The sequence below is a fragment of the Thauera sp. 28 genome (assembly GCF_000310145.2).
Lineage (GTDB): Bacteria > Pseudomonadota > Gammaproteobacteria > Burkholderiales > Rhodocyclaceae > Thauera > Thauera mechernichensis.
Map to the genome: position 1 here is coordinate 75,375 of NZ_AMXA01000010.1, position 20,516 is coordinate 95,890.

The window sequence follows — 20,516 nt, forward strand, 5'->3', positions numbered from 1 at the left end:
AGCGACAGTCGCAGCCTCAGTCGCATTCGGGCTAGACTTGGGTCACTGCCGATAACACGGGATCTGCCTGCTGCCATGACTACATCGAGCCCCCTGTTCGCCGCGTCCTCCCTCGGTGCAGGTTCGCGGCACAACCTGCGCGAGCGTCGTGTGCAGTGCCTCGGGCCGCATGGCCTGCACCGCATGGCCTACACCGAATGGGGCGACCCCGCCAACCCGCGCGTACTGCTCTGCGTCCACGGACTGACGCGCAACGGCCGCGATTTCGACGACTTGGCGCGCGTGCTGGCCGACGACTACCGCGTCGTCTGTCCTGACGTGGTTGGGCGCGGGCGCAGCGACTGGCTGGGGGTCAAGTCCGATTACGGCTTTCCCGTGTACGTGGCGGACATGGTGACGCTGATCGCGCGCCTGGATGTCGAGGAGGTGCATTGGGTCGGTACTTCGATGGGCGGCATCATCGGCATGCTGCTCGCCAGCCAGCCGCATACGCCGATCAGCCGCCTGGTGCTCAACGATGTCGGTCCCGTCATCACCCGCGTGGCGCTCGAGCGCATTGCTCAGTACGTCGGCATGACGCCGCGCTTTCCGACCATGGAGGCGGCCGAGGCCTACATCCGCGAGGTAAGCGCGCCGTTCGGACCGCTCAGCGACGCGCAATGGCGCCACCTCACGCAATACTCGGTACGGCCGGTTGGCGGCGAAGGCGGTGGCTTCGCCTTTGTGTATGACCCAGGGCTGGGCGATGCCTTCCGCGCCGGGCCGATCGATGCCGATATCGACTTGTGGCCTGTGTACGAGGGCGTGCGCTGCCCGACCCTGGCCTTGCGTGGTGCGCAGTCCGATTTGCTCGCGGCCGACGTCTTCGAGGCAATGGGTACGCGAGGGCCGCGGGCGCGCACCGTCGAATTCACCGGGGTGGGGCACGCGCCGATGCTGATGGATCCGGTGCAGATCGAGGTGGTGCGGGGCTTTCTGCTCGAAGCCTGATCATCAGGCCCGCCGCGCCAGCCCGGGGCCGCTCCCGTCAGGACTACCAGCCCGGATTGAGCCTACGTGCGGCGGCAATCTCTTCGCGAATGCTGCGGTAATGTTCCCAGCGTCGGCGGTGGATTGCTCCGGACTCGAGGGCGGCACGCAGCGCACAGCCTGGCTCTGCCTCGTGGCGGCAGTCGCGGAAGCGGCATTGGCCTAGATGAGGGCGGAACTCGACGAAGGCTTCGGCGAGGTCCTCGGCTGAAAGGTGCGCAAGCCCGAAAGCCTGCAGCCCAGGGCTGTCGATGAGCCAGCCGGCAGGCTCGCCGGCCCGTGCCGGCGGTAGTGGATAGAGGCGGGCGAAGGTGGTGGTGTGCTTGCCGGAGTCGAGCGCGGCCGAGATTTCCCGAGTGGCGGCATTGGCCTCGGGGACAATCGCGTTGGTCAGGGTGGACTTGCCCATGCCCGATTGGCCGACGAAGATCGCGCGCAATCCTGCGAGGCGCTTGCGCAGCACATCCGCACCCTCCAGGGCCGAAACCTCGATCACCTCGTAGCCGAGGCGCGCGAAGGGTTCCAGCTGGGCGCGTGCAGCAGGCAAACGTTCATGCAGGTCGGCCTTGTTGAGGACCACCAGCGGCGTGATTTCCTGGCTCTCGGCGGCGGCAATGCAGCGCGACACCAGCAGATCCGAGAAGCCCGGCTCGGTTGCGACGACAATGACGATGTGGCTGAGGTTGGCGGCGATCAGCTTTTCGCGGAAGGCATCCGATCGCCACAACAGGTTGCGGCGCGGTCTCAGCGTCTCGATCACGCCCTGGCCGTCACCCCCGGGCAGGACTTGCACCTCGTCGCCGCAGGCAAAGCTGCTCTTCTTGCCGCGTGGATAGCAGCGCAGGCGTCCTTCGGGCGTGTCGATTTCGTAGTGGCGGCCAAAGGCGGCGACGATCACGCCATCCACCCCATGTTCTTGGCCACCGCCGGGCCGGACGCGTTTTCTCACTCGAACCTGTCGCTGTGCTTGTTGTGGAACCGGGCGCGATGGTATTCGCCCTCGGCCAGGAGGTCCACGATTCAGTGCGGCAATGCCTGCAGGCGCGCCACGCGCAGCACCGCGGGCGGGTGCGAGTCGAACACGCGCGAATACAGGGGGTCAGGCGTCAGCGTCGAGGCATTGTCGCGGTAGAGCTTGACCAGCGCTGCGACGAGATCCGATGCGCGCGTCTGCTTCGCCGCGTAGGCGTCGGCCTCGAACTCGTGCCTGCGCGACATGTGGCTGAGCACCGGCGCGAGCGGAAAGGTGAAGGCAGGCAGCACGAGGAAGAACAGGGCCAGTGCGGTCGCCATGTCATTTGCCGAAGTCCCCAGTCCGGTGAAGAACCAGGGCTGGCTCGCGAGCCATCCCAGCAGGGCGAGCAGGACCAGGCTGGTCGGTGCAAGCACGGCCAGGCGCTTGATGATGTGGCGGTGACGGAAGTGTCCGAGTTCGTGGGCGAGCACGGCTTCGACTTCGTCTGTGTTGAGCTTGGCGAGCAGGGTGTCGAAGAAGACGATGCGTTTGGCGGCACCGAAGCCGGTGAAATAGGCATTGCCATGCGCCGAGCGCCGTGAGCCGTCCATCACGAACAGCCCCTTGGACTGGAAGCCGCAACGTGCCAGCAGGGCTTCGACGCGTGCCTTGAGCGCGGAGTCGGCTAGCGGCGTGAAGGTATTGAAGAGAGGCGCGATGAAGGTGGGCCAGATGATCATCGCCAGCAGGTTGAAGCCGAGCCAGAAGGCCCACACCCACAGCCACCAGAGTTCGCCCATTGCGCCCGCGAGCCATAGCAGCAGCGCAAGCACGGGCAGGCCGATCAAGGCCGCGAGTGCGCCCTGGCGGACAGTGTCGGTGACGAAAAGGCGCGGGGTCATGCGATTGAAACCGAAGCGTCGCTCGATGCCGAAGGTGCGTGCGAGCACGAAGGGTAGGTCCACCAGCCAGCCCAGCACACCCAGCGTCGCCAGCAGGGCGACACCGTGCGCCAGGCTGCCGGCACCGAGCAGCGGCGCCCACGCGTCATGGATGAACTGCAGTCCGCCGCCCAGTGTCAGCACCAGGACCAGCACCACGCCTGCCACTGCGTCGCGCATGCCGAGGCCGACGCGTGCTGCCGTGTAGTCGGCCGCACGCTGGTGTGAGGCGAGCGGGATGGCATCGGCAAAGGCCTCGGGCACGCGATCGCGATGTGCCTGCACGTGGTGCCTGTGGCGCTGCATCAGTGCCAGCCGCGCGGCGAGGCCGAGCAGCAGGACGCAGACGAAGAGGGCGGTGAATGCATTCATCGGTGGTCAGGGGAGGCGAGGGTGACTGTTGAACAACGGGCCTGCTGCCGAGGACTGGGCGTTCGGCCATGGGGTGCGGGGCGCCAGCTTCGAAACACGGGCTGGCGCTCCTGCGATTGCGGCAGCCAAGGCGAGCCGTGGGTGCAGCGAGTCATGCGAACTGTGACACAATCGCCCCCTTGATTGTTTCGTGGCAACGCACCGACAGGGCGCATCGATTATGGCACAGGACCCCAAGACCCTTATCTGGCTGGACATGGAGATGACCGGCCTGGAACCCGATCGCGATCGCATCATCGAGATCGCCATCGTGCTCACCAACGAGCAGCTCGAGACCATCGCCGAGGCGCCGGTGATCACCGTTCACCAGCCCGACAGCGTGCTCGACGGCATGGACGAATGGAACCGCAACACGCATGGCAAGTCCGGCCTCACGGCGCGGGTGCGGGCATCGACCGTGTCCGAGGCGGAGGCCGAGGCTACGGTGCTGGAATTTCTGCAGCAATGGGTGCCGGCGCGCAGTTCGCCGATGTGCGGCAACTCGGTGTGCCAGGATCGTCGCTTTCTTGCACGCTGGATGCCGGGCCTGGAGGCCTGGTTCCATTACCGCAACCTCGACGTGTCCACAGTCAAGGAGCTCGCCAGGCGCTGGCGCCCGGAGGTGTACGAGGGCGTCAAGAAGGCCGGCACACACACCGCACTGGCTGACATCCACGAATCGATTGCCGAGTTGCGCCACTATCGCGATCACTTCCTGCGCCTGGACTGAGCAGCGGTCTTACTCCCTCCGCCGCAACAGCCTGAAGTTCTCCTGGCGCTTGCCGGCGCCACGGCGGAACTCCCACACTGTCTCCCATTCGGGCGCGAGCTCGACGGCGCCCTCGCGACGCTCGAGCTGCACCAGCAGCAGCGGGCACGGCGTACTGCCTGCGACGATACGTTCGGCGCGCAGCCCGGCGTAATAGTCCATCGAGGTGCGCATCGCGTCGGATAGTCCGGTGGTGGCAATGCAGCTCAGTGGCCGTTCGCTGCGTTCGCCCTGGACGGCGATATCCAACGATTGCACCACACCGCGGTAGCTGCGCCCATGGTCGAACCACGGCATCAGCAGGACCACGGCAAGGCTCCACAGCATGACCAGGCCGATTGCCCAGTTGGCAGGCGCTCGCGAGATGCTGCGTGGCAGGCGCGCCACGAGCAGGATCCACAGCGCAGTGATCGCCACGCCTGCGATCAGGCGGTATTGTTCCTGTGGCAGGACGAAGTCGGGCGCATTGCGCTCAACGTGGCGGGCAAGCCCTGGCGGCCACTCGAATGCCTGAGCGCTCCACGCCAGCCAGACCAGGATCCCGAATACTGCCAGGCTCATCAGCGCGAACCAGTCGAAGGCGCTCGCTGCGCCGCGACGCAGTTGCACGACCCCCACTGCCGCGAGCAAGGCGGCACCTGGAATCAGGGCGAGCAGGTTGGCCTGCGACAGGTCGCCGGACAGGACCACCCAGCCCAGGCCCAGCGCGAGGCTGAGCACCGGCAGCAGGGCGGGCAGAGAAGTGAGGTGGCGGCGGGCGCGCCACAGCCCCCACAGTGCGACTGGCCACAGCGGCCACAGGAACCAGCCGACGAGTTCGAGCAGGCGGGGTGTTTCCGCGACGGCGAGTGCTGCGGCCGACAGCCTCAGCCATTCGGCACCCAGCCACAGGTTGAGCAGTTCGGGGGCGTTCAGGTGCAGGGCAAGTGGCCAGGCACCCGACACGGCCAGCATCAGGCACAGACCGGCAAGCAGTCCGCCGCTGGCGCGTGGCTGGCGGCATTCGGCGCTGAGTAGCGCCAGCATCATCAAGGGCGCTGTGATCAAGAGCCCGCCGAGGCCGCCGGCGAGGAAGGCAAGGCCGCTGCCCAGCCCGGCCGTGACGCCGCCGGCGAGGGGGCGCCGCGGCAGTTCGGCCAGACCGCTCAGCGTCAGTGCGAGCATGGCGAACACCGCCAGCAAAGGCTGAGTCTCATGGGCATGCAGGACGAGACCGAGCGTACCGAGCGCAAGCAGGGCCGCTGGCGTGCGACTGGACCGACCGTGGAGGGATTCTGCCGCGCGGGCGGTGAAGAAAATGGCGATTGCGACGAATAGCGCACTCGCAAGGCGTGCAGCGCCATGTGCCGTGAGCAGATCGCCAGCCAATGCGGCAAACACCGCTGCCACCCAGTAGTAGAGTGGCGGATAGTCTGTCAGTGGCTCGCCAGCCAGCATCGGGAACAGCGCTGACTCGCCCTGCAGGATGCTCAGCACGGGGCCGAAATAGCGCGCATCGTCGCCGCGCCAGGGGTCGTGCACGGTGAGACCGACAAGCAGGTAAGCCGCGATCAGCACGGTCAGGCCGACGGTGCCATAGATGCGGCGCTGGAACAGGGTAGGCGTGGCGGGCTCGCGAATCATGCGCGCATTGTGCGGGTGAGTTGTATTGCATGGCAAACATGCCGGCAGCGTGGGCTGAGGGTGCGGTGCGGGCGCAACGCCCGCTACGCCCGCCAGGACGGTGCAGCGCTGCTGCGCCGGGGCTTTGGGCGCCACGCTTGTGTATGCGCCGGACACAAAAAAGGCAGCCGAAGCTGCCTGTTCTGTGCTGCCGAGGCGCGTTTGGGCGCTCTGGCGTGCAGCGCCTCGTCGGGCGCCGCGCGTGCCGGATCAGCTGGCGCGCTGGACGCTGCCGTACTTCTGGCGGAAGCGCTCGACGCGGCCGGCGGTGTCGACGATCTTCTGCTTGCCAGTGTAGAACGGGTGGCAGGCCGAGCACACTTCAACGTGGTAGGCGGGCTTGCCCAGGGTCGAGCGAGTGACGAACGTGTTACCGCAGGAGCAGGTCACGTTGACGTCGTTGTACTTGGGATGGATGTCCGCTTTCATGGTGGTTTCCTGATGCTGGCGGGCGGCGGATGTGACCACCCTGTTGTGAAGAATCCAGGATTATCCGACAGTCGCAACACCCATGCAAGGAAAATGCGCAGCGCGGGCCTGGCTGCGGTATTACAATCGCGCCCTTTCGGACCGGCTGCCGCCTCTGCGGCAAGGAGACCGCGGTGCTGTTGCTCGCGCCCATGGAAGGCTTGCTCGATGACGTCCTGCGCGCGGTGCTGACGCGGGTGGGCGGCTACGACCACGCGGTGACCGAGTTCGTACGCGTTTCCGGCACCCTTCTGCCCGACCGCTACTTTCGCCGCATCGCCCCCGAGCTGGATGCCGGTAGCCGCACGGGCGCCGGAGTTCCTGTGCGGGTGCAGCTGCTCGGCTCCGACCCGGCCTGCATGGCGGCCAACGCCGAGCGCCTGGCGCGGCTCGATCCCGCCGGGGTTGATCTCAATTTCGGCTGCCCTGCGCCCACGGTCAACCGCCATCGTGGTGGTGCCGTGCTGCTCGACGAGCCCGAACTGCTGCATCGCATCGCCGCAGCGCTCGCGGCTGTGCTGCCGCCTGGCCTGCCGCTCACGGCCAAGATGCGCCTGGGGGTTGCCGACCCGGGCCGCGCGCGCGAGTGTGCGCTGGCCCTGGTCGAAGGCGGTGTGCATGGCCTGGTGGTCCATGCGCGCACCAAGGTGCAGGGCTACAAGCCGCCTGCGCACTGGGAATGGGTTGCGCGCATCGCCGATGTGGTGAACGTGCCGGTCGTCGCCAACGGCGAGGTGTGGACCGCCGCCGACTGGGTGCGCTGCCGCGCCGTCGCTGGCGTGCCGGGCGTAATGATCGGGCGCGGCGCGGTGGCTGACCCCTTCCTCGCCGCGCGCATCCGTGCAGGGCGGCTGGACGCGCCGGACGCCGCCGAGCGCGCGCGCGAATGGCAGGTGTTGCTGATGCTGCTGGAGGATTTTCGCGTCCGCGTGCGGCGCAAGGTCGAGCCGCGCCACGTGTCCGGGCGCATCAAGCAGTGGCTGCACCTGCTCGCCCGCAACTACCCACAGGCCGATCGCCTCTTCACCGACATCCGGCCCATCAAGGCGCTGGCCGAGATCGAAGCGGTGATGGCGCGACACGGCGTCCCGCTCGGTGCGCAGGCGAGCTGTGTGGCCGATACCGTTGCCGATGCCTTGCCTGAGGCCAAGCGCCTGCTGCCGATTGCCGCATGATCCAGACCGAACCGACGTGCCTCGCCGAGGACAGCCGATGAGCTACGCCAACTCCAGTATCCCGCAGAGCGCCCAGCAGACGGTGCACCATGCCCTCGCCGAGCGTGTGCGCAAGCACCTCGCCGAGCCTTTTCGCAAGCCCTACGCGGAGTACAACCGCGCCGCCTTCGACATCAGCCTGGCGGGCTGGGACGGGCGTGCGCCGCTCATCCTGGACGCCGGCTGCGGCGTGGGCCACAGCACCATCCAGATCGCCCGCCAGTTCCCGGACCACTGGGTGATCGGCGTCGATCAGTCCCAGGACCGGCTGTCGCGACGCAAGCCCTACCCGGATGCGCTGCTGCCCAGGAACATGGTCTTCGTACGCGCCGACCTGGTTGACTACTGGCGCCTGCTCGACGCCGCCGGGCTGCGGCTGGCGCGCCACTACCTGCTGTATCCCAATCCCTGGCCCAAGATCGGCCACCTGGGTCGACGCTGGCACGCTCATCCGGTGTTCCCGTGGATCGTCCGCGCCGGCGGGGTGCTGGAATGCCGCAGCAACTGGCAGGTCTATATCGAGGAGTTCGCGTGTGCGCTCGGCGTGGCACTCGGCAGTGCGCCGTCGTGGGAGACCTTCGAGGCCGACCAGCCGCTCACGCCCTTCGAGCGCAAGTATCGCGATTCCGGCCAGGCGCTTTACCGGCTCGTACTCGAACTGCCGTCCGCCGCAATCACTGCGGGCGCTGTAACGGATCTTTGACTTGCCGGGCGGCGCTGCATGCGCCACCCTTGGTACCGACCTGTGGAGACTGCCATGACCGACCTGCCCGAAAACACCCCCGAAAACACGCCTGTACCCCCGGCCAAGCCCAGTCTCATGCGTGACGAGGACTTCGAAGCGCTGGAGGAAATCCTGACCTCCGACGTCGTGCCCGAGGACTGCATGGATCTCGAGATGCTGGACGGCTACCTCGCTGGCGTTCTGCTGTCGCCGCGGCCGATCGGCCCCGAACGCTGGATGCCCGGCGTCTGGTCGGCTCATGGCGACGAGATCGGCTTCGGCTCGGGTAGCGGATTGCAGCGCGCGATCCGTCTGGTGAAGGCCTATCACAACGAGTTGCTCGCCACCCTCGGTCTGGACGATGACGACGAAGCCTGCTGGGAGCCGTTCTGCTTCGCCATCTCCGAAGGCGACAGCCTGAAGCTGGGCGAGGCCTGGATCGACGGTTTTGCGCAGGGTCTGGACCTGTGGCCTGAAGGTTGGGAAGAAGGGCTGGACGAGGAGGCGGTGGAGGCCGTGCGCGAGGCGCTTGACGAGGTGCTCGCGCCCTGGGGCGAGGACGACGCGGCGGGCGCCGATGATGAAACCCGTCTGGGCTGGCTCGGTGCAGTGGGCGAGACGGTCAACGACGTGTTCTCGCACTGGCGCGACCTGGGGCTGCCAACGGCAGAGGTCCTGTCGACCGAGGCGCCGCGCAAGCCCGCCGCCGCGACGCCTGGGCGCAATGACGCCTGCCCCTGCGGCAGCGGCAAGAAGTACAAGAAGTGCTGCGGCGCCGAGGGTGCGCCTCAGGAGGATTGAATCTTTCTGCAAAATGTTTTGCAGGGCATTGATTGATAAGCACTAATCAGGTGCTCGGGGGCTTGCGTGGCGTAGCCGTTGGGATAGAATCCGCGCGCCTCTCGGCCCCCGATCAATGTTCATTTCCTGCGAAAACGGTTCATGGAAGGTTTCAACCCCTGCCTGGATTGCGGCATCTGCTGCACCCACTTCCGCATCTCGTTCTACTGGGCAGAGGCGGACGATGCCCCCGGCGGGTTCGTGCCCGCCGCCATGACCGAGAAGCTCAACCATACGATGCGTTGCATGAAGGGCAGCAACACGGTGCCGCGGCGCTGTTCAGCACTCGCCGGCGAGGTTGGCAAGCAGGTCGCATGCACCATCTACGAGAACCGTCCGACGCCCTGTCGCGAGTTTCCGGTCTATTTCGACGACGGCACGCCCAACCCGAAGTGCGATGAGCTGCGCGCCACCATTGGCCTGCCGCCGCTGCCGCACTCGCCATTGCCCCAGTCGCCGCTGCCGCGTGCAGCCTGAGGGAATGCGCCTCACCCCGGCCGACCAACTGCGGCGAGCACCGCAAGCGCACCTGCAGCGCGCAGGCGCGCGATCTGGGCGTGGTCACGTACGAACAGTGAACCTGCGTACGCCAGCGAGTTGATCGATACGTCCTGCCATTTCTCCTGCGTGCGCGGCACCAGCAGCAGGCACTCGCGGCTGACCAGCAGGTTGTAGTCAGGCATCGATTGGGCGCGCGCGGGCATGGAAAGCGCTGCGCAGGCAGTCTGGAGAGCTGCGCGCAGGTTCTGGCCCGCGGCTGTGTCGTCTCGCCACGCGTGCTCTTCCAGACCGACGAACGCGTGTGCCCAGGGCAGTGCGGGGTTGCATACCGCGTACCCGGGCCTATCGAGGCAGGAGCGCGGCACGAAGGGTGTCAGTGCAGCTGCGGTCGATGGTACCCACTGCAAGTGCTTGTGCGCCTGGCTGGCACCGGCAATGCGTCCGCCGTTGTAGAAACCCAAGCCGCCATGTGCGCGCAGCACTTTTGCGAGGGCGAGCAGGTCGGAGTCCGACAGCGCTGCCGTCTGGGGCTCGAACGCACGGGTGACGATCAGCAGGTGGCGCTCGATCACCGGAAACTTGTTGAGCACGACGAGGTGATGCTCGCCGATTGCTGCCACCGTCAGCGCGGGCTCAGGTGGCAGGAATGGGTTGAAGTCGGGGCGCCGGCGAATGACGGTGTCGACGCGTGCGCGGTCCTTGAGTGCGAGCGAGGATACCCAGCGTACGGAAAAGCGCAGGCCTTCGGCGTCGAGCCAGGTCTGCTCGGTGCGAATGGGCTGCAGCGCACCGCACGCGAACGCGTCTGCGCTGCAGCGGTCTGCACGCTGCAGCAGCGCGTCCATAGGACAATCGGCTGCCGTTGCGCCGGGAGCGTCCGTTTCGTTGGGGGATGCTTCGATGCGGGGTGGCGCGATGGCGGTAGGGCGGGCGTTGCGGGTCATGCGGGCGAGTGGTCTGGGCCAAGGGCGGGGATGTCGTTCCCTGCATGCTACATGGAGCGTTAAGCTCCGACCATTGGGCTGGGCACACGCGGAGGCTCGCGGGGGGCGCTGTTCAGCCATTCATCAAACGCGTACCGGCCTGAGTCACTGACCTTGTGCGTTGATCCGGCAAAGGAGAAAAGCGACCATGGAGCAGGTCGATGTCGTGGTGATCGGTGCCGGCGTAGTGGGGCTTGCGTGCGCGAAGGCCTTGGCCGAAGCAGGCCGCGAGGTGCTCGTCATCGAGCGTGAAGACCGCATCGGCAGCGGTATCAGTGCCCGCAGCAGCGAGGTCATCCACGCCGGTCTGTACTATCCGCCGGGCTCGCTGAAGGCCCGGCTGTGTGTAGCCGGGCGGGAGATGCTGTACGCGTACTGTGCGCGGCGTGGGGTCGCACATGTGCGCTGCGGCAAGCTTGTGGTTGCCGCGCGGGCGGCCCAGGCCGATGCGCTCGAGGCGATCGCGGCGCGTGCCCGCGCCAACGGGGTAGGCGACCTGCGCCGGCTCGATGGCCGCGCCTTGGCAGCGCTCGAACCGGCGCTGGAGGCACATGCGGCGCTGCTGTCGCCGTCGACCGGCATCATCGACAGCCATGGCCTGATGCTCGCCCTGCTGGCCGATGCCGAGCGCCATGGTGCCGTGCTTGTGCTGCGCAGCCCGGTGACTGGCGGGGTTGCCGAGGATGGGGGTGTGGTGGTCGAGGTGGGCGGCACCGCGCCGATGGAGCTACGCGCGCGCTGGGTGGTCAATGCGGCCGGGTTGGAGGCGGTCGGTCTGGGGCGTGCCATCCGCAGCGCGGCCTCGGCGCAGGCGCCGCGGGCCTGCTATGCGCGCGGGGTGTATTTTGGCTATGCCGGCAAGGCGCCGTTCTCGCATCTCGTCTATCCCATCCCTGAGCCTGGCGGGCTGGGCGTACACCTCACCCTGGACCTGGCCGGCCAGGCCCGCTTCGGGCCCGATGTCGAGTGGGTCGATTCCCCCGACTACCATGTCGATCCAGCGCGGGCGGAGCGCTTTGCCTGCGCCATCCGCGACTGGTGGCCCGCGCTCGATGCAGCGCGACTGCAGCCTGCCTATGCCGGCGTGCGGCCGAAGATCGTGGGCCCGGGCGAGGCCGATGCCGACTTCCGCATCGACAGCCCGGTGCAGCATGGCGTGGCGGGTCTGGTGCACCTTTACGGCATCGAATCGCCCGGCCTGACCTCGGCGCTGGCAATCGGCGCCCATGTGGCGGGGATGGTGATCAGCGGCGCTAGCCTTCAGGCTGAGGGTTCGGCTTCTGCCTCGACCCCGCCGATGCTGTAGAAGAGCTCGACCACTGCCGTGCGTGGCAGCTCGCGGACGATGAAGACCAGGCGGCTCTTGCGGTCGTCGTAGGGCGGCTGGTCGGGCCAGGCTGGCAGGCTCGTGGGCTGGTAGATCGAGTGCTGAACGCATTGGACGATGCGTGGCAGCGGGTCGCCGGCCACGTTGAGCAAGCCCTTGATGCGCAGCACGCGTTCGCCGTAGACCTGCAACAGCAGGCCGAGCGCATCCGAGAAGGCGAACCAGTTGAGCGGCTCGGGGAAGGTCAGCACGTAGCTCGTCACGTTCGCGTCGTGGCGGGCGGGCGCCGTCGGCGCCACGATCGGCTGGCCGCTCTTGCGCCAGGCCAGCGGCGCAGCAAGTGCGGCCTTGCGTGCCTGCTGATGGCGCACCCGCTCTTCGCCAAGCCAGGCCGCGACGTCAGGCGACTTGGCGCCAGGGTCGTAGAGCCCGCAGCCGAACACGACATCCGGGTCAGTGCTGCCATGGCTGATCTCGACCTGCTGCGCGCCCGGGTTGAGTGTCGCGATGCGGGCTGCAACCTCGGCCAGGGTTGCGGTGTCGGCGAGGTCGCACTTCGTGATCAGCAGGCGATCGGCCATCGCCACCTGGCGCACCGCCTCGCGGTTGTCGCCGAGCTGGGTGATCGCATGGGTGGCGTCCACTGCGGTGATCACGCCGTCGCAGCGGTAGCGTTCGGCTATGAAGGGTTCCTCCATCACGGTGTGCACCACCGGCACCGGGTCGGCAAGGCCGGTGGTCTCGATCAGCACGCGGGTGACGGGCGGAATCTCCTTGCGCAGGGCGCGCATGAAGATGCCCTTGAGCGCCTTCACCAGGTCGCCCTGCACGCTGCAGCAGATGCAGCCGGAGTCGAGCAGTACGACCGACTCGTCGACCTGCTCGACCAGATGATGATCAACGCCGACCTCGCCGAACTCGTTGATCAGCACCGCCGCACCAGCCATTTGCGGCTGCTTGAGCAGGTGGTTGAGCAAGGTGGTCTTGCCCGCCCCGAGGAAGCCGGTGAGGATGGTGACCGGGATGCGGTGGTCGTGAGAGGCAGGTGGTGGGGGGCTGGGCGGCGTTGTGGAGCTCATGTTCGGCAGGCGGTGGAGGGCGTGAGGACGTGATGGTAGCAGCAGCGTTGGATGGAAGAATGCAAAACGCTCGCGACTGGCGCCGCTCCTGCGGTGCCCCGTAGCGCACGTCGCCTGCAGGGCGCGCGGCGCGGGCCGGCAGGCCGGATTCAATTGAGTTGGAACGGGCTCGCAGGCTACAGTGGCGGCCGTTTGTGGAGAAGATGATGACGATGCAGTTTGAAGTGCGCGGGGAGTACATCCAGCTTGACCAGTTGCTCAAGGCGAGCGGGCTGGTGGGCTCGGGGGGTGAAGCGCATGCCCTGGTCGAGCAGGGCGGTGTGGCGGTGGATGGCGTGTGCGAGACGCGCAAGCGCGCCAAGCTGAGGCCCGGGCAGCGCGTGCGCCTGGGCGGTGAGGAGGTGGTACTGGTCGCCGCGGGCGCTCAGGGCAGATAGCTGCCGTTGCTCTTTGGTCTGCCGTTCGCCGGGGCGGGCAGGCTTGCTCGCGCCTTGCTGCGCGCGAGACGCTCCCAGATCCAGCCGCCGGGCAGGTCTTCGCCGGTGAGCACGTAGTTGAGCGTGTGCTCGTTGCCGACGATGAGCCGGAAATCGTTCAGCGCGGCCGCGGTACCGGCGAGCAGCAGTTCGTCACCGGCTCGGATTGGCGTGTTGGCGGCCGGCATCAGCAGGTGGTCGTCGTCGTCGCGATCGAGGAATAGCACTTCGCAGTGCAGCGCCACGCTGCGATCGACCGGCGAGCGCAGCAGCATCGACAGCGTCACAGTCTCGCCGCGCATCAGGCGCCGGTAGAGGGCTGGGGCGCGGCTGAGGTTGATGCGTTCGCTGCGGATCTCGGGCACGGTCCAGCCCAGGCGGGTGGTGAGGCGTTCGAGGTGGGCACCGCACCAGTCCTCGTCACGCGTGCGCACCTCGGCGAGGAAGGGGGCGAGCAGAGGTGTGCTGAGGATGGCCAGGCATTCGTGGGCGATGATGCGGCTCGGTACTACGGTGATGTCCGATTCGAAGGCATCGAACAGGGCGCGGTTGTCGTAGTGGTTCTGGCGCAGGATGACGAACAGCCCGGGGTTGAGCTCGCGCGCGGTCACCGCGATCGACAGGTTGTCGACATCGGAGCTGGTGCCGCACACGATGCCGCTGGCGGTGGTCACGCCTGCTTCGGTGAGGGCGTCCTGGCCGGTGCCGTCGCCCTGCACCCAGCGGTGCACGCCGTCGCCCTTGGGCTCGATGTCGATGATCGTCACCGGCACCGCCTCGGCATCCATGGCATCCACCATCCAGCGCCCGAAGCGGCCATGGCCGCAGATGATCCAGTGTCCGCGCGGCGGGTCGCGTCGGCGTTCGAAGCGCGTGCCCGGCAACCCAGTGAGCCAGCCCATGAGCTGGGAAGCGTTGGGCGCATGCAGCGCTAGCGCCAGCGTCTCGCTGAAGCGTTCGAAGGGGTTGATGATGTGGCGGGTGCCGAAGGAGGCCATGTTTGCCGAGGTAGCGCGATGCTCGGCACGGCATACCGCCGGCACCTTGGGCGCCAGCAGGCGCGCCGAGATGGCCAGTGCGAGGTTGGTCTGGTCGTCGTTGGTGAGCGCAACCACGCCCGCGCAATGGGGGTGTGTGAGGCCGGCATACTTGAGCGTTTCGGGGTTGCCGGCGTCGGCGCAGATTGCCGGTACATCGAGCGCGTAGCTGTGCAGGTCGATCTCGCCCACCTTGTTGTCGTCGATTTCCAGCACGACGGCGCGCACGCCCTTGCGGTCCAGTGCCTGGCAGATGAGCCGGCCGGTCTCGCCATAGCCGGCGACCAGGTAGAACGGTTCGCGCAGGCGGCGCACCGCGCGCACGAAGCGCTGCATCGATATGGCCTGGCGCAGGCTGCGGTCCGACAGCAGGTTGAACACCGAGCCCAGCGTATAGGCCCAGCCGATCACCGACATGTAGATGGAGATGGTCACCCACAGCCGCTGCTGGTCGGAGAATGAGTAGGGCACCTCACCGAAGCCGATCGTCGTCGCCGTGTAACTCATGAAGTACAGGGCGTGGAAGAAGCTCAGGTAGGTGACCTTGCCATCGTCGTCCACGCCGGGTACCAGCGTGAGCCCGAGCACCGAGATCGCCATGATCGTGATCAGCATGATCAGCGGTGTGCGCATGCGCCGCATGATCAGGAAGAAGACGCTGTGGTGGCGGGCGAGCGGTTCCATGGCCGTTATCCGGGCGGGAGCAAGTCAGCGGCGCTGGATGATGGTCTCGGCGATGAGGATGACCACCGACACCATGTTGGCCAGCAGCGCGCCTGCGGACAGCGACACGATGCTGGCCGTGGCCTCCGGTGTCACGCCTGCTGCGGAGACGTGGGCAGCGTAGCCCCACACCATGGCCGCCGCCACCAGCTGGAGGTCGGCCACCAGGCTTGTCGACAGGTGGATGGCACCGATCTGGGTGCGATCGCCGAACTTGAGCACGGTGGCGATCATGCTCACCACGAGGGCGGCGAACAGTTCGTAGATGTGATGATGGGTGGGGTCGTCGAAGTCACCGAGCACGAAACCGAAGTTGAGCGTGGCAGCGAGCACGATGAAGAAGCCGAAGATGACTTTTTCGAGGTTCATGGCGGGCAGGTCCGGGTCAGAAAAGGGTTCCGTCGACGTAGTACCAGCGCTCGTCGACGCGCACGAACCTGCTGCGCTCGTGCAGCCGGTGGGCGCGGCCACCGATACGGTAGCGGGCGACGAACTCGACCTCGGCGCGGTCGGGGGCGCAGCGTACATGGTCCCTGACCTGCAGGCCGATCCAGCGTACCGCCGGCTCATTGGCTAGGTCGAGCGCAGCCGGGCGCGTGCTGGGGTGCCAGGTGGCGAGCAGGTAGTCTTCGCGGCCGAGCACGAAGGCGGTATAGCGCGAGCGCATGAGGGCTTCGGCACTCGCGGCCGGTGCGCCGCTGTCTAGCAACAACGCGCAGCAGTGCGCATGGAGGCGGCTGGAGCCGCAGGGGCAGGGCTGGTCTGGCTTCATGCTGGATCAAAATGCTGCAATGCCCCGATTCTGCCCGAATTCGACGCATGCACAGCGAAAACCGCTGACGCGCATGGGATGCCGCGCGGCGGGCAGCGGGCTTGCGGTATCCTCGCACGCTTTCACATCCGCTTAACGAACCGCGCTCGCGATGGACAAAGACACACAACAACGCATCCGCACCACCCGGCGCTACCTGCTGATCGGCCTGTTGACGGCCGCACCGCTGTGGGTCACCTGGCTCGTATTCGACTTCATCTTCACCCAGCTCTCGAAGCTGGGCACGCCCTGGGTCGTTGCCATCTCGCGCGGCCTGCGGCGCAACTACCCGGCGATTGCCGATTTCATCCTGCTTCCGCAGTTCCAGTCGGTACTGGGCGTCATCTTCACCCTGGTGGTGCTCTACCTGCTGGGCTGGCTGGCTTCGCTGGTCATCGGTCAGCGCATCATCGGCTGGCTCGAGCGCCTGGTGCAGAACATTCCGCTGGTGGCGGCCATCTACGGCGGCACCAAGCGATTTCTCGCCGCCGTCAAGGAGAAGCCCGCTGGCGTGCAGCGCGTCGTGCTGATCAGTTTCCCCAGTCCGGACATGAAGGCCGTGGGCTTCGTCACCCGGGTGATCCGCGACGAGACCACCGGTGAGGAACTGGCCGCCGTGTATGTGCCGACCTCGCCCAATCCGACCTCCGGATACATCGAGATCGTGCCGGTGTCGAAGGTCGTGTCGACCGACTGGACCATGGACGAAGCAATGAGCTTCGTGATGACCGGAGGCGCCACCTCGCCGGCGAACATCCGGTATCGCGCGGCAGGCGAAAGCCGCGCCGGAGAGGAGTAGAATCTGCAAGTTTTCACCCGGATCACATGTCTGCTTGCTGCGCTGCACCGCAAGTCTTATAAAAGACATATAATCCAGTTCGATCCGCAAGGGTGATCCCCGTGCGGAGCCTTGATCACCGCCACGAAAAGTGAGGAAGTCGCCGTGCTTGAAGCCTACCGTGCCCATGTCGCCGAACGTGCCGCCCTCGGAATCCCGCCGCTGCCGCTGTCCAAGCAGCAGGTCACCGAGCTGGTCGAGCTGCTGAAGAACCCCCCCGCCGGCGAGGAGGCCTTCCTCGTCGAGCTCCTCACCTATCGTGTGCCGGCTGGCGTCGATGACGCAGCCAAGGTCAAGGCCGAATTCCTCGCCAAGGTTGCCAAGGGCGAAGAGGCCTGTGGCCTGGTATCGCGCGCCAAGGCCACCGAACTGCTCGGCACCATGCTGGGCGGCTTCAACATCAAGCCGATGATCGACCTGCTGGGCGACGCCGAAGTGGGCGCAGTCGCGGCCGAGGGCCTCAAGAAGACCCTGCTGATGTTCGACTACTTCCACGACGTCAAGGAACTGGCCGCCGCCGGCAACGCCAACGCCAAGGCCGTCATGCAGTCGTGGGCCGACGCCGAGTGGTTCACCAGCCGCCCGGAAGTCCCCGCCTCGCAGAAACTCACCGTGTTCAAGGTCACCGGCGAGACCAACACCGACGACCTGTCGCCCGCACCGGACGCCTGGTCGCGCCCCGACATCCCGCTGCACGCGCTGGCCATGCTCAAGAACCCGCGCCCGGGCATCGAGCCGGAAGAGGCCGGCGTGCGTGGTCCGGTCAAGTTCCTCGAGGAGCTCAAGGCCAAGGGCAACCTGGTCGCCTACGTTGGCGACGTGGTTGGTACCGGTTCCTCGCGCAAGTCCGCTACCAACTCGGTGCTGTGGTTCACCGGTGAGGACATCCCCTTCGTGCCGAACAAGCGCTTCGGCGGCGTGTGCCTGGGCTCCAAGATCGCCCCGATCTTCTTCAACACCATGGAAGACGCCGGCGCGCTGCCGATCGAGATCGACGCCGGCCAGATGGACATGGGCGACGAGATCGAGCTCAAGGTCGACCACGCCACCGGCAAGGTCACCGCGCTGAAGAACGGCGCCATGATCGCCGAGTCGCAGCTGAAGACCCTGGTGATCCTGGACGAAGTGCGCGCAGGTGGCCGCATCCCGCTGATCATCGGCCGTGGCCTCACCACCAAGGCGCGTGAGGCCCTCGGCCTGCCGCCCTCGACGCTCTTCCGCCTGCCGCAGGCCCCCGCCGACACCGGCAAGGGCTTCTCGCTGGCGCAGAAGATGGTCGGCCGCGCCTGCGGCATGCCGGAAGGCCAGGGCATCCGCCCGGGTACCTACTGCGAACCCAAGATGACCACCGTCGGCAGCCAGGACACCACCGGCCCGATGACTCGCGACGAGTTGAAGGACCTCGCCTGCCTCGGCTTCTCGGCCGACCTGGTGATGCAGTCCTTCTGCCACACCGCCGCCTACCCGAAGCTGGTCGACGTCAAGATGCACCGTGAGCTGCCGAGCTTCATCAGCACCCGCGGCGGCGTCTCGCTGCGTCCGGGCGACGGTGTCATCCACTCCTGGCTCAACCGCCTGCTGCTGCCCGACACCGTCGGCACCGGCGGCGACAGCCACACCCGCTTCCCGATCGGCATCTCCTTCCCGGCCGGCTCCGGCCTGGTGGCCTTTGCCGCCGCGACCGGCGTGATGCCGCTCGACATGCCGGAATCGGTGCTGGTGCGCTTCAAGGGCACGATGCAGCCGGGCGTCACGCTGCGTGACCTGGTCAACGCGATCCCGCTGTACGCCATCCGCCAGGGCCTGCTGACGGTCGAGAAGAAGGGCAAGAAGAACATCTTCTCCGGCCGCATCCTCGAGATCGAAGGCCTGCCGGATCTGAAGGTCGAACAGGCTTTCGAACTGACCGACGCTTCGGCCGAGCGCTCCGCCGCCGGCTGCACGGTCCACCTCAACAAGGCGCCGATCGTCGAGTACATGAACTCGAACATCACCCTGATGAAGTGGATGATCGCCAACGGCTACCAGGATGCCCGCACCCTCAAGCGCCGCATCAAGGCCATGGAAGACTGGATCGCCAACGGCGAGCTGCTCTCCGGTGATGCCGACGCCGACTACGCCGCCGTGATCGAGATCGACCTCGCCGACATCAAGGAGCCCATCGTCGCCTGCCCGAACGACCCGGACGACGTCAAGCTGCTGTCCGAAGTCGCTGGCGACAAGATCGACGAAGTCTTCATCGGCTCGTGCATGACCAACATCGGCCACTTCCGCGCTGCCGGCAAGGTGCTCGACGGCAAGACCGACATCCCGACCCGCCTGTGGATTGCCCCGCCCACCAAGATGGACGCGATGATCCTCAACGAGGAAGGCTACTACGGCGTGCTCGGCAAGTCCGGCGCCCGCATGGAGATGCCGGGCTGCTCGCTGTGCATGGGCAACCAGGCGCAGATCCGCAAGGGCAGCACCGCGATGTCGACCTCGACGCGTAACTTCCCCAACCGCCTGGGCATCGACACCCGCGTCTATCTGGGTTCGGCCGAGCTGGCCGCGGTGTGCGCGCTGATGGGCAAGATCCCGACCGTGCAGGAGTACCTGGCGCAGGTGGAGGTGGTGAACAAGAAAGCCGCCGACATCTACCGCTACATGAACTTCGACCAGATCGAGGAATTCCGCTCCGTTGCTGACACTGTGGAGGTTTAAGGTTCCAAAGTGTCTAAGAAATAAGGCTAGTTAGGCTTACTAAAACCCCCGTCGTTACTGATGGGGGTTCTTCTTTTTAGACACTCATTTGGCATTTTTGGCCGGCTTTGTTTTTATGGCATCCGGGTGATGATGGCTGTGCGGCACCATGACTTTGAGCCCTTGGTAACGGTGCTTGGGAGGTGTCGTGGGTTCGCTGCTGTCGGGCTTCGGGCAGATCATGATCAGATGGGTTGGTGTACACTCCGCCCGCAGACCGGGCCTCACCGATGCGATCCGTACGACTATTCCTCGACACCGAATTCACCGCTTTCACTCGCCCCCGCTTGATGTCCTTCGCGCTCGTTGCCGAAACCGGCGAGGCGCTGTATCTCGAGCGCTCAGAGGGCTGGACGATTGAGGACTGCTCGGGCTTCGTACGAGAGGCAGTCCTGCCGCTCCTGGGCCCTCCAGAAGCGCGCGCTGTCGCTGATGGTGACACCCTCACCGTGTTGAAAAGCGACTTCCAGCAGGTAAAGGTTCGGCTCGCCGAGATCGACGCGCCTGAGAAGCGACAGCCCTTCGGAACGCGCTCGAGGCAGTCGCTTGCTGCGCTGTGCCTCGAAAAGCGCGCGGAAGTCCGTGTCGTAGATGTCGATCGATACAAGCGCATCGTGGGGCGTGTGCATTGTGGCGGTGTCGATGCGAACGCGGCCCAGGTGCGACGAGGGATGGCTTGGGTGTATGAGCGCTATGCGACCGATGCCGCGCTCCCCGAACTTCAGGACGAGGCGCGTGCCGCGAAGAGGGGATTGTGGGTAGATCCGGCGCCAGTGCCACCCTGGGAGTGGCGAAAGCGCTGAAAGCTTGATGATAGTCGGCTACGTGGAGGAAGCCCTGCGGAACCGAATGGCTGTTGCTGATCGGGAGGAGGGACTATCTGCTGTGGTGGCGCTGTTGGCAATCAAGTGGGGTGTCACGTGCACAAGGCGAGGCTGGGTACCGTGCGTGCTCTCGGGGTCCCAGCCTTAAGCCCTGCGGACAAC

The 20,516-nt window shown here is 66.6% G+C and carries 20 protein-coding genes; 11 read left to right on the top strand and 9 right to left on the bottom strand.

Annotation, left to right across the window (positions count from 1 at the left end; translation table 11 throughout):
• Nucleotides 1-75: 75 nt before the first annotated feature.
• Complete coding sequence (locus tag C662_RS09495; RefSeq protein ID WP_002927943.1) at nt 76-990, top strand: alpha/beta fold hydrolase; 915 nt, start codon at nt 76-78, stop codon at nt 988-990.
• A gap of 43 nt (nt 991-1,033) precedes the next feature.
• Here C662_RS09495 and rsgA read toward each other — a convergent pair whose 3' ends face one another.
• Together rsgA and C662_RS09505 are read right to left on the bottom strand one after the other, a co-directional pair.
• Nucleotides 1,034-1,936, bottom strand: a complete 903-nt coding sequence (rsgA, locus tag C662_RS09500) for a ribosome small subunit-dependent GTPase A (RefSeq protein ID WP_002927946.1) — start codon at nt 1,934-1,936, stop codon at nt 1,034-1,036.
• A gap of 113 nt (nt 1,937-2,049) precedes the next feature.
• Nucleotides 2,050-3,297 (bottom strand): M48 family metallopeptidase, encoded by a 1,248-nt coding sequence (locus C662_RS09505; RefSeq protein WP_002927951.1) that lies wholly within the window; start codon nt 3,295-3,297, stop codon nt 2,050-2,052.
• A gap of 220 nt (nt 3,298-3,517) precedes the next feature.
• On the opposite strand from C662_RS09505, the gene orn reads away from it, so the two are divergent.
• Entirely contained in the window at nt 3,518-4,066 is a 549-nt protein-coding gene (gene orn / locus C662_RS09510) for an oligoribonuclease (protein ID WP_002927955.1), read from the top strand.
• 9 nt (nt 4,067-4,075) lie between these two features.
• Here the strand turns inward: orn and C662_RS09515 are convergent, their stop codons facing one another.
• Both C662_RS09515 and rpmE read right to left on the bottom strand, forming a co-directional pair.
• Nucleotides 4,076-5,728 (bottom strand): ArnT family glycosyltransferase, encoded by a 1,653-nt coding sequence (locus C662_RS09515; RefSeq protein WP_002927958.1) that lies wholly within the window; start codon nt 5,726-5,728, stop codon nt 4,076-4,078.
• A gap of 249 nt (nt 5,729-5,977) precedes the next feature.
• Nucleotides 5,978-6,196 carry a 50S ribosomal protein L31 gene (gene rpmE, locus C662_RS09520; RefSeq protein WP_002927961.1) on the bottom strand — a complete coding sequence of 73 codons (219 nt, stop codon included), beginning with the start codon at nt 6,194-6,196 and terminating at the stop codon, nt 5,978-5,980.
• A gap of 173 nt (nt 6,197-6,369) precedes the next feature.
• On the opposite strand from rpmE, the gene C662_RS09525 reads away from it, so the two are divergent.
• The 4 genes from C662_RS09525 (at nt 6,370) to C662_RS09540 (ending at nt 9,490) form a co-directional block, all read left to right on the top strand.
• On the top strand, nt 6,370-7,410 hold the full coding sequence (locus C662_RS09525; RefSeq protein ID WP_002927962.1) for a tRNA dihydrouridine synthase: 1,041 nt from the start codon (nt 6,370-6,372) through the stop codon (nt 7,408-7,410).
• A 37-nt stretch (nt 7,411-7,447) separates the two neighbouring features.
• A complete protein-coding gene (gene trmB / locus C662_RS09530; protein WP_002927964.1) occupies nt 7,448-8,152 on the top strand; it encodes a tRNA (guanine(46)-N(7))-methyltransferase TrmB in 705 nt (234 codons plus the stop codon).
• A gap of 54 nt (nt 8,153-8,206) precedes the next feature.
• Nucleotides 8,207-8,974, top strand: coding sequence for a YecA/YgfB family protein (locus C662_RS09535; protein ID WP_002927967.1), 768 nt, complete (start codon nt 8,207-8,209; stop codon nt 8,972-8,974).
• 141 nt (nt 8,975-9,115) lie between these two features.
• Nucleotides 9,116-9,490 (top strand): YkgJ family cysteine cluster protein, encoded by a 375-nt coding sequence (locus tag C662_RS09540; protein ID WP_002927970.1) that lies wholly within the window; start codon nt 9,116-9,118, stop codon nt 9,488-9,490.
• Nucleotides 9,491-9,501: 11 nt separating this feature from the next.
• Here C662_RS09540 and C662_RS09545 read toward each other — a convergent pair whose 3' ends face one another.
• Nucleotides 9,502-10,359, bottom strand: a complete 858-nt coding sequence (locus C662_RS09545) for an ATP adenylyltransferase family protein (protein ID WP_002927973.1) — start codon at nt 10,357-10,359, stop codon at nt 9,502-9,504.
• Nucleotides 10,360-10,645: 286 nt separating this feature from the next.
• Here C662_RS09545 and C662_RS09550 point away from each other — a divergent pair, with 286 nt between their 5' ends.
• Complete coding sequence (locus C662_RS09550) at nt 10,646-11,803, top strand: NAD(P)/FAD-dependent oxidoreductase (RefSeq protein WP_002927974.1); 1,158 nt, start codon at nt 10,646-10,648, stop codon at nt 11,801-11,803.
• Here the strand turns inward: C662_RS09550 and C662_RS09555 are convergent.
• Complete coding sequence (locus C662_RS09555) at nt 11,758-12,903, bottom strand: CobW family GTP-binding protein (RefSeq protein ID WP_002927979.1); 1,146 nt, start codon at nt 12,901-12,903, stop codon at nt 11,758-11,760. The two genes, C662_RS09550 and C662_RS09555, sit on opposite strands and share 46 nt — an antisense overlap.
• Before the next feature lie 206 nt (nt 12,904-13,109).
• Between C662_RS09555 and C662_RS09560 the strand changes: the two genes are divergently transcribed.
• On the top strand, nt 13,110-13,340 hold the full coding sequence (locus tag C662_RS09560; RefSeq protein WP_002927982.1) for an RNA-binding S4 domain-containing protein: 231 nt from the start codon (nt 13,110-13,112) through the stop codon (nt 13,338-13,340).
• Here C662_RS09560 and C662_RS09565 read toward each other — a convergent pair.
• From C662_RS09565 to C662_RS09575, 3 genes are read right to left on the bottom strand one after another with little or no spacing between them, the layout of a single operon-like run.
• The gene (locus C662_RS09565) at nt 13,328-15,100 is read right to left on the bottom strand and encodes a potassium channel family protein (RefSeq protein ID WP_002927984.1); all 1,773 of its coding nucleotides are present in this window, start codon (nt 15,098-15,100) and stop codon (nt 13,328-13,330) included. The two genes, C662_RS09560 and C662_RS09565, sit on opposite strands and share 13 nt — an antisense overlap.
• A gap of 24 nt (nt 15,101-15,124) precedes the next feature.
• The gene (locus tag C662_RS09570) at nt 15,125-15,508 is read right to left on the bottom strand and encodes a DUF6394 family protein (RefSeq protein ID WP_002927986.1); all 384 of its coding nucleotides are present in this window, start codon (nt 15,506-15,508) and stop codon (nt 15,125-15,127) included.
• Nucleotides 15,509-15,524: 16 nt separating this feature from the next.
• On the bottom strand, nt 15,525-15,911 hold the full coding sequence (locus tag C662_RS09575; RefSeq protein ID WP_002942320.1) for a YchJ family protein: 387 nt from the start codon (nt 15,909-15,911) through the stop codon (nt 15,525-15,527).
• Between the two features lie 151 nt (nt 15,912-16,062).
• Between C662_RS09575 and C662_RS09580 the strand changes: the two genes are divergently transcribed.
• The 3 genes from C662_RS09580 (at nt 16,063) to C662_RS09590 (ending at nt 20,333) form a co-directional block, all read left to right on the top strand.
• Nucleotides 16,063-16,749 carry a DUF502 domain-containing protein gene (locus C662_RS09580; protein ID WP_002927989.1) on the top strand — a complete coding sequence of 229 codons (687 nt, stop codon included), beginning with the start codon at nt 16,063-16,065 and terminating at the stop codon, nt 16,747-16,749.
• A gap of 144 nt (nt 16,750-16,893) precedes the next feature.
• Complete coding sequence (acnB, locus tag C662_RS09585) at nt 16,894-19,491, top strand: bifunctional aconitate hydratase 2/2-methylisocitrate dehydratase (RefSeq protein WP_002927992.1); 2,598 nt, start codon at nt 16,894-16,896, stop codon at nt 19,489-19,491.
• 269 nt (nt 19,492-19,760) lie between these two features.
• Nucleotides 19,761-20,333: a thermonuclease family protein gene (locus tag C662_RS09590; protein WP_002928002.1), complete on the top strand. Its 573-nt coding sequence runs from the start codon at nt 19,761-19,763 to the stop codon at nt 20,331-20,333.
• The last annotated feature ends 183 nt before the right edge of the window (nt 20,334-20,516 follow it).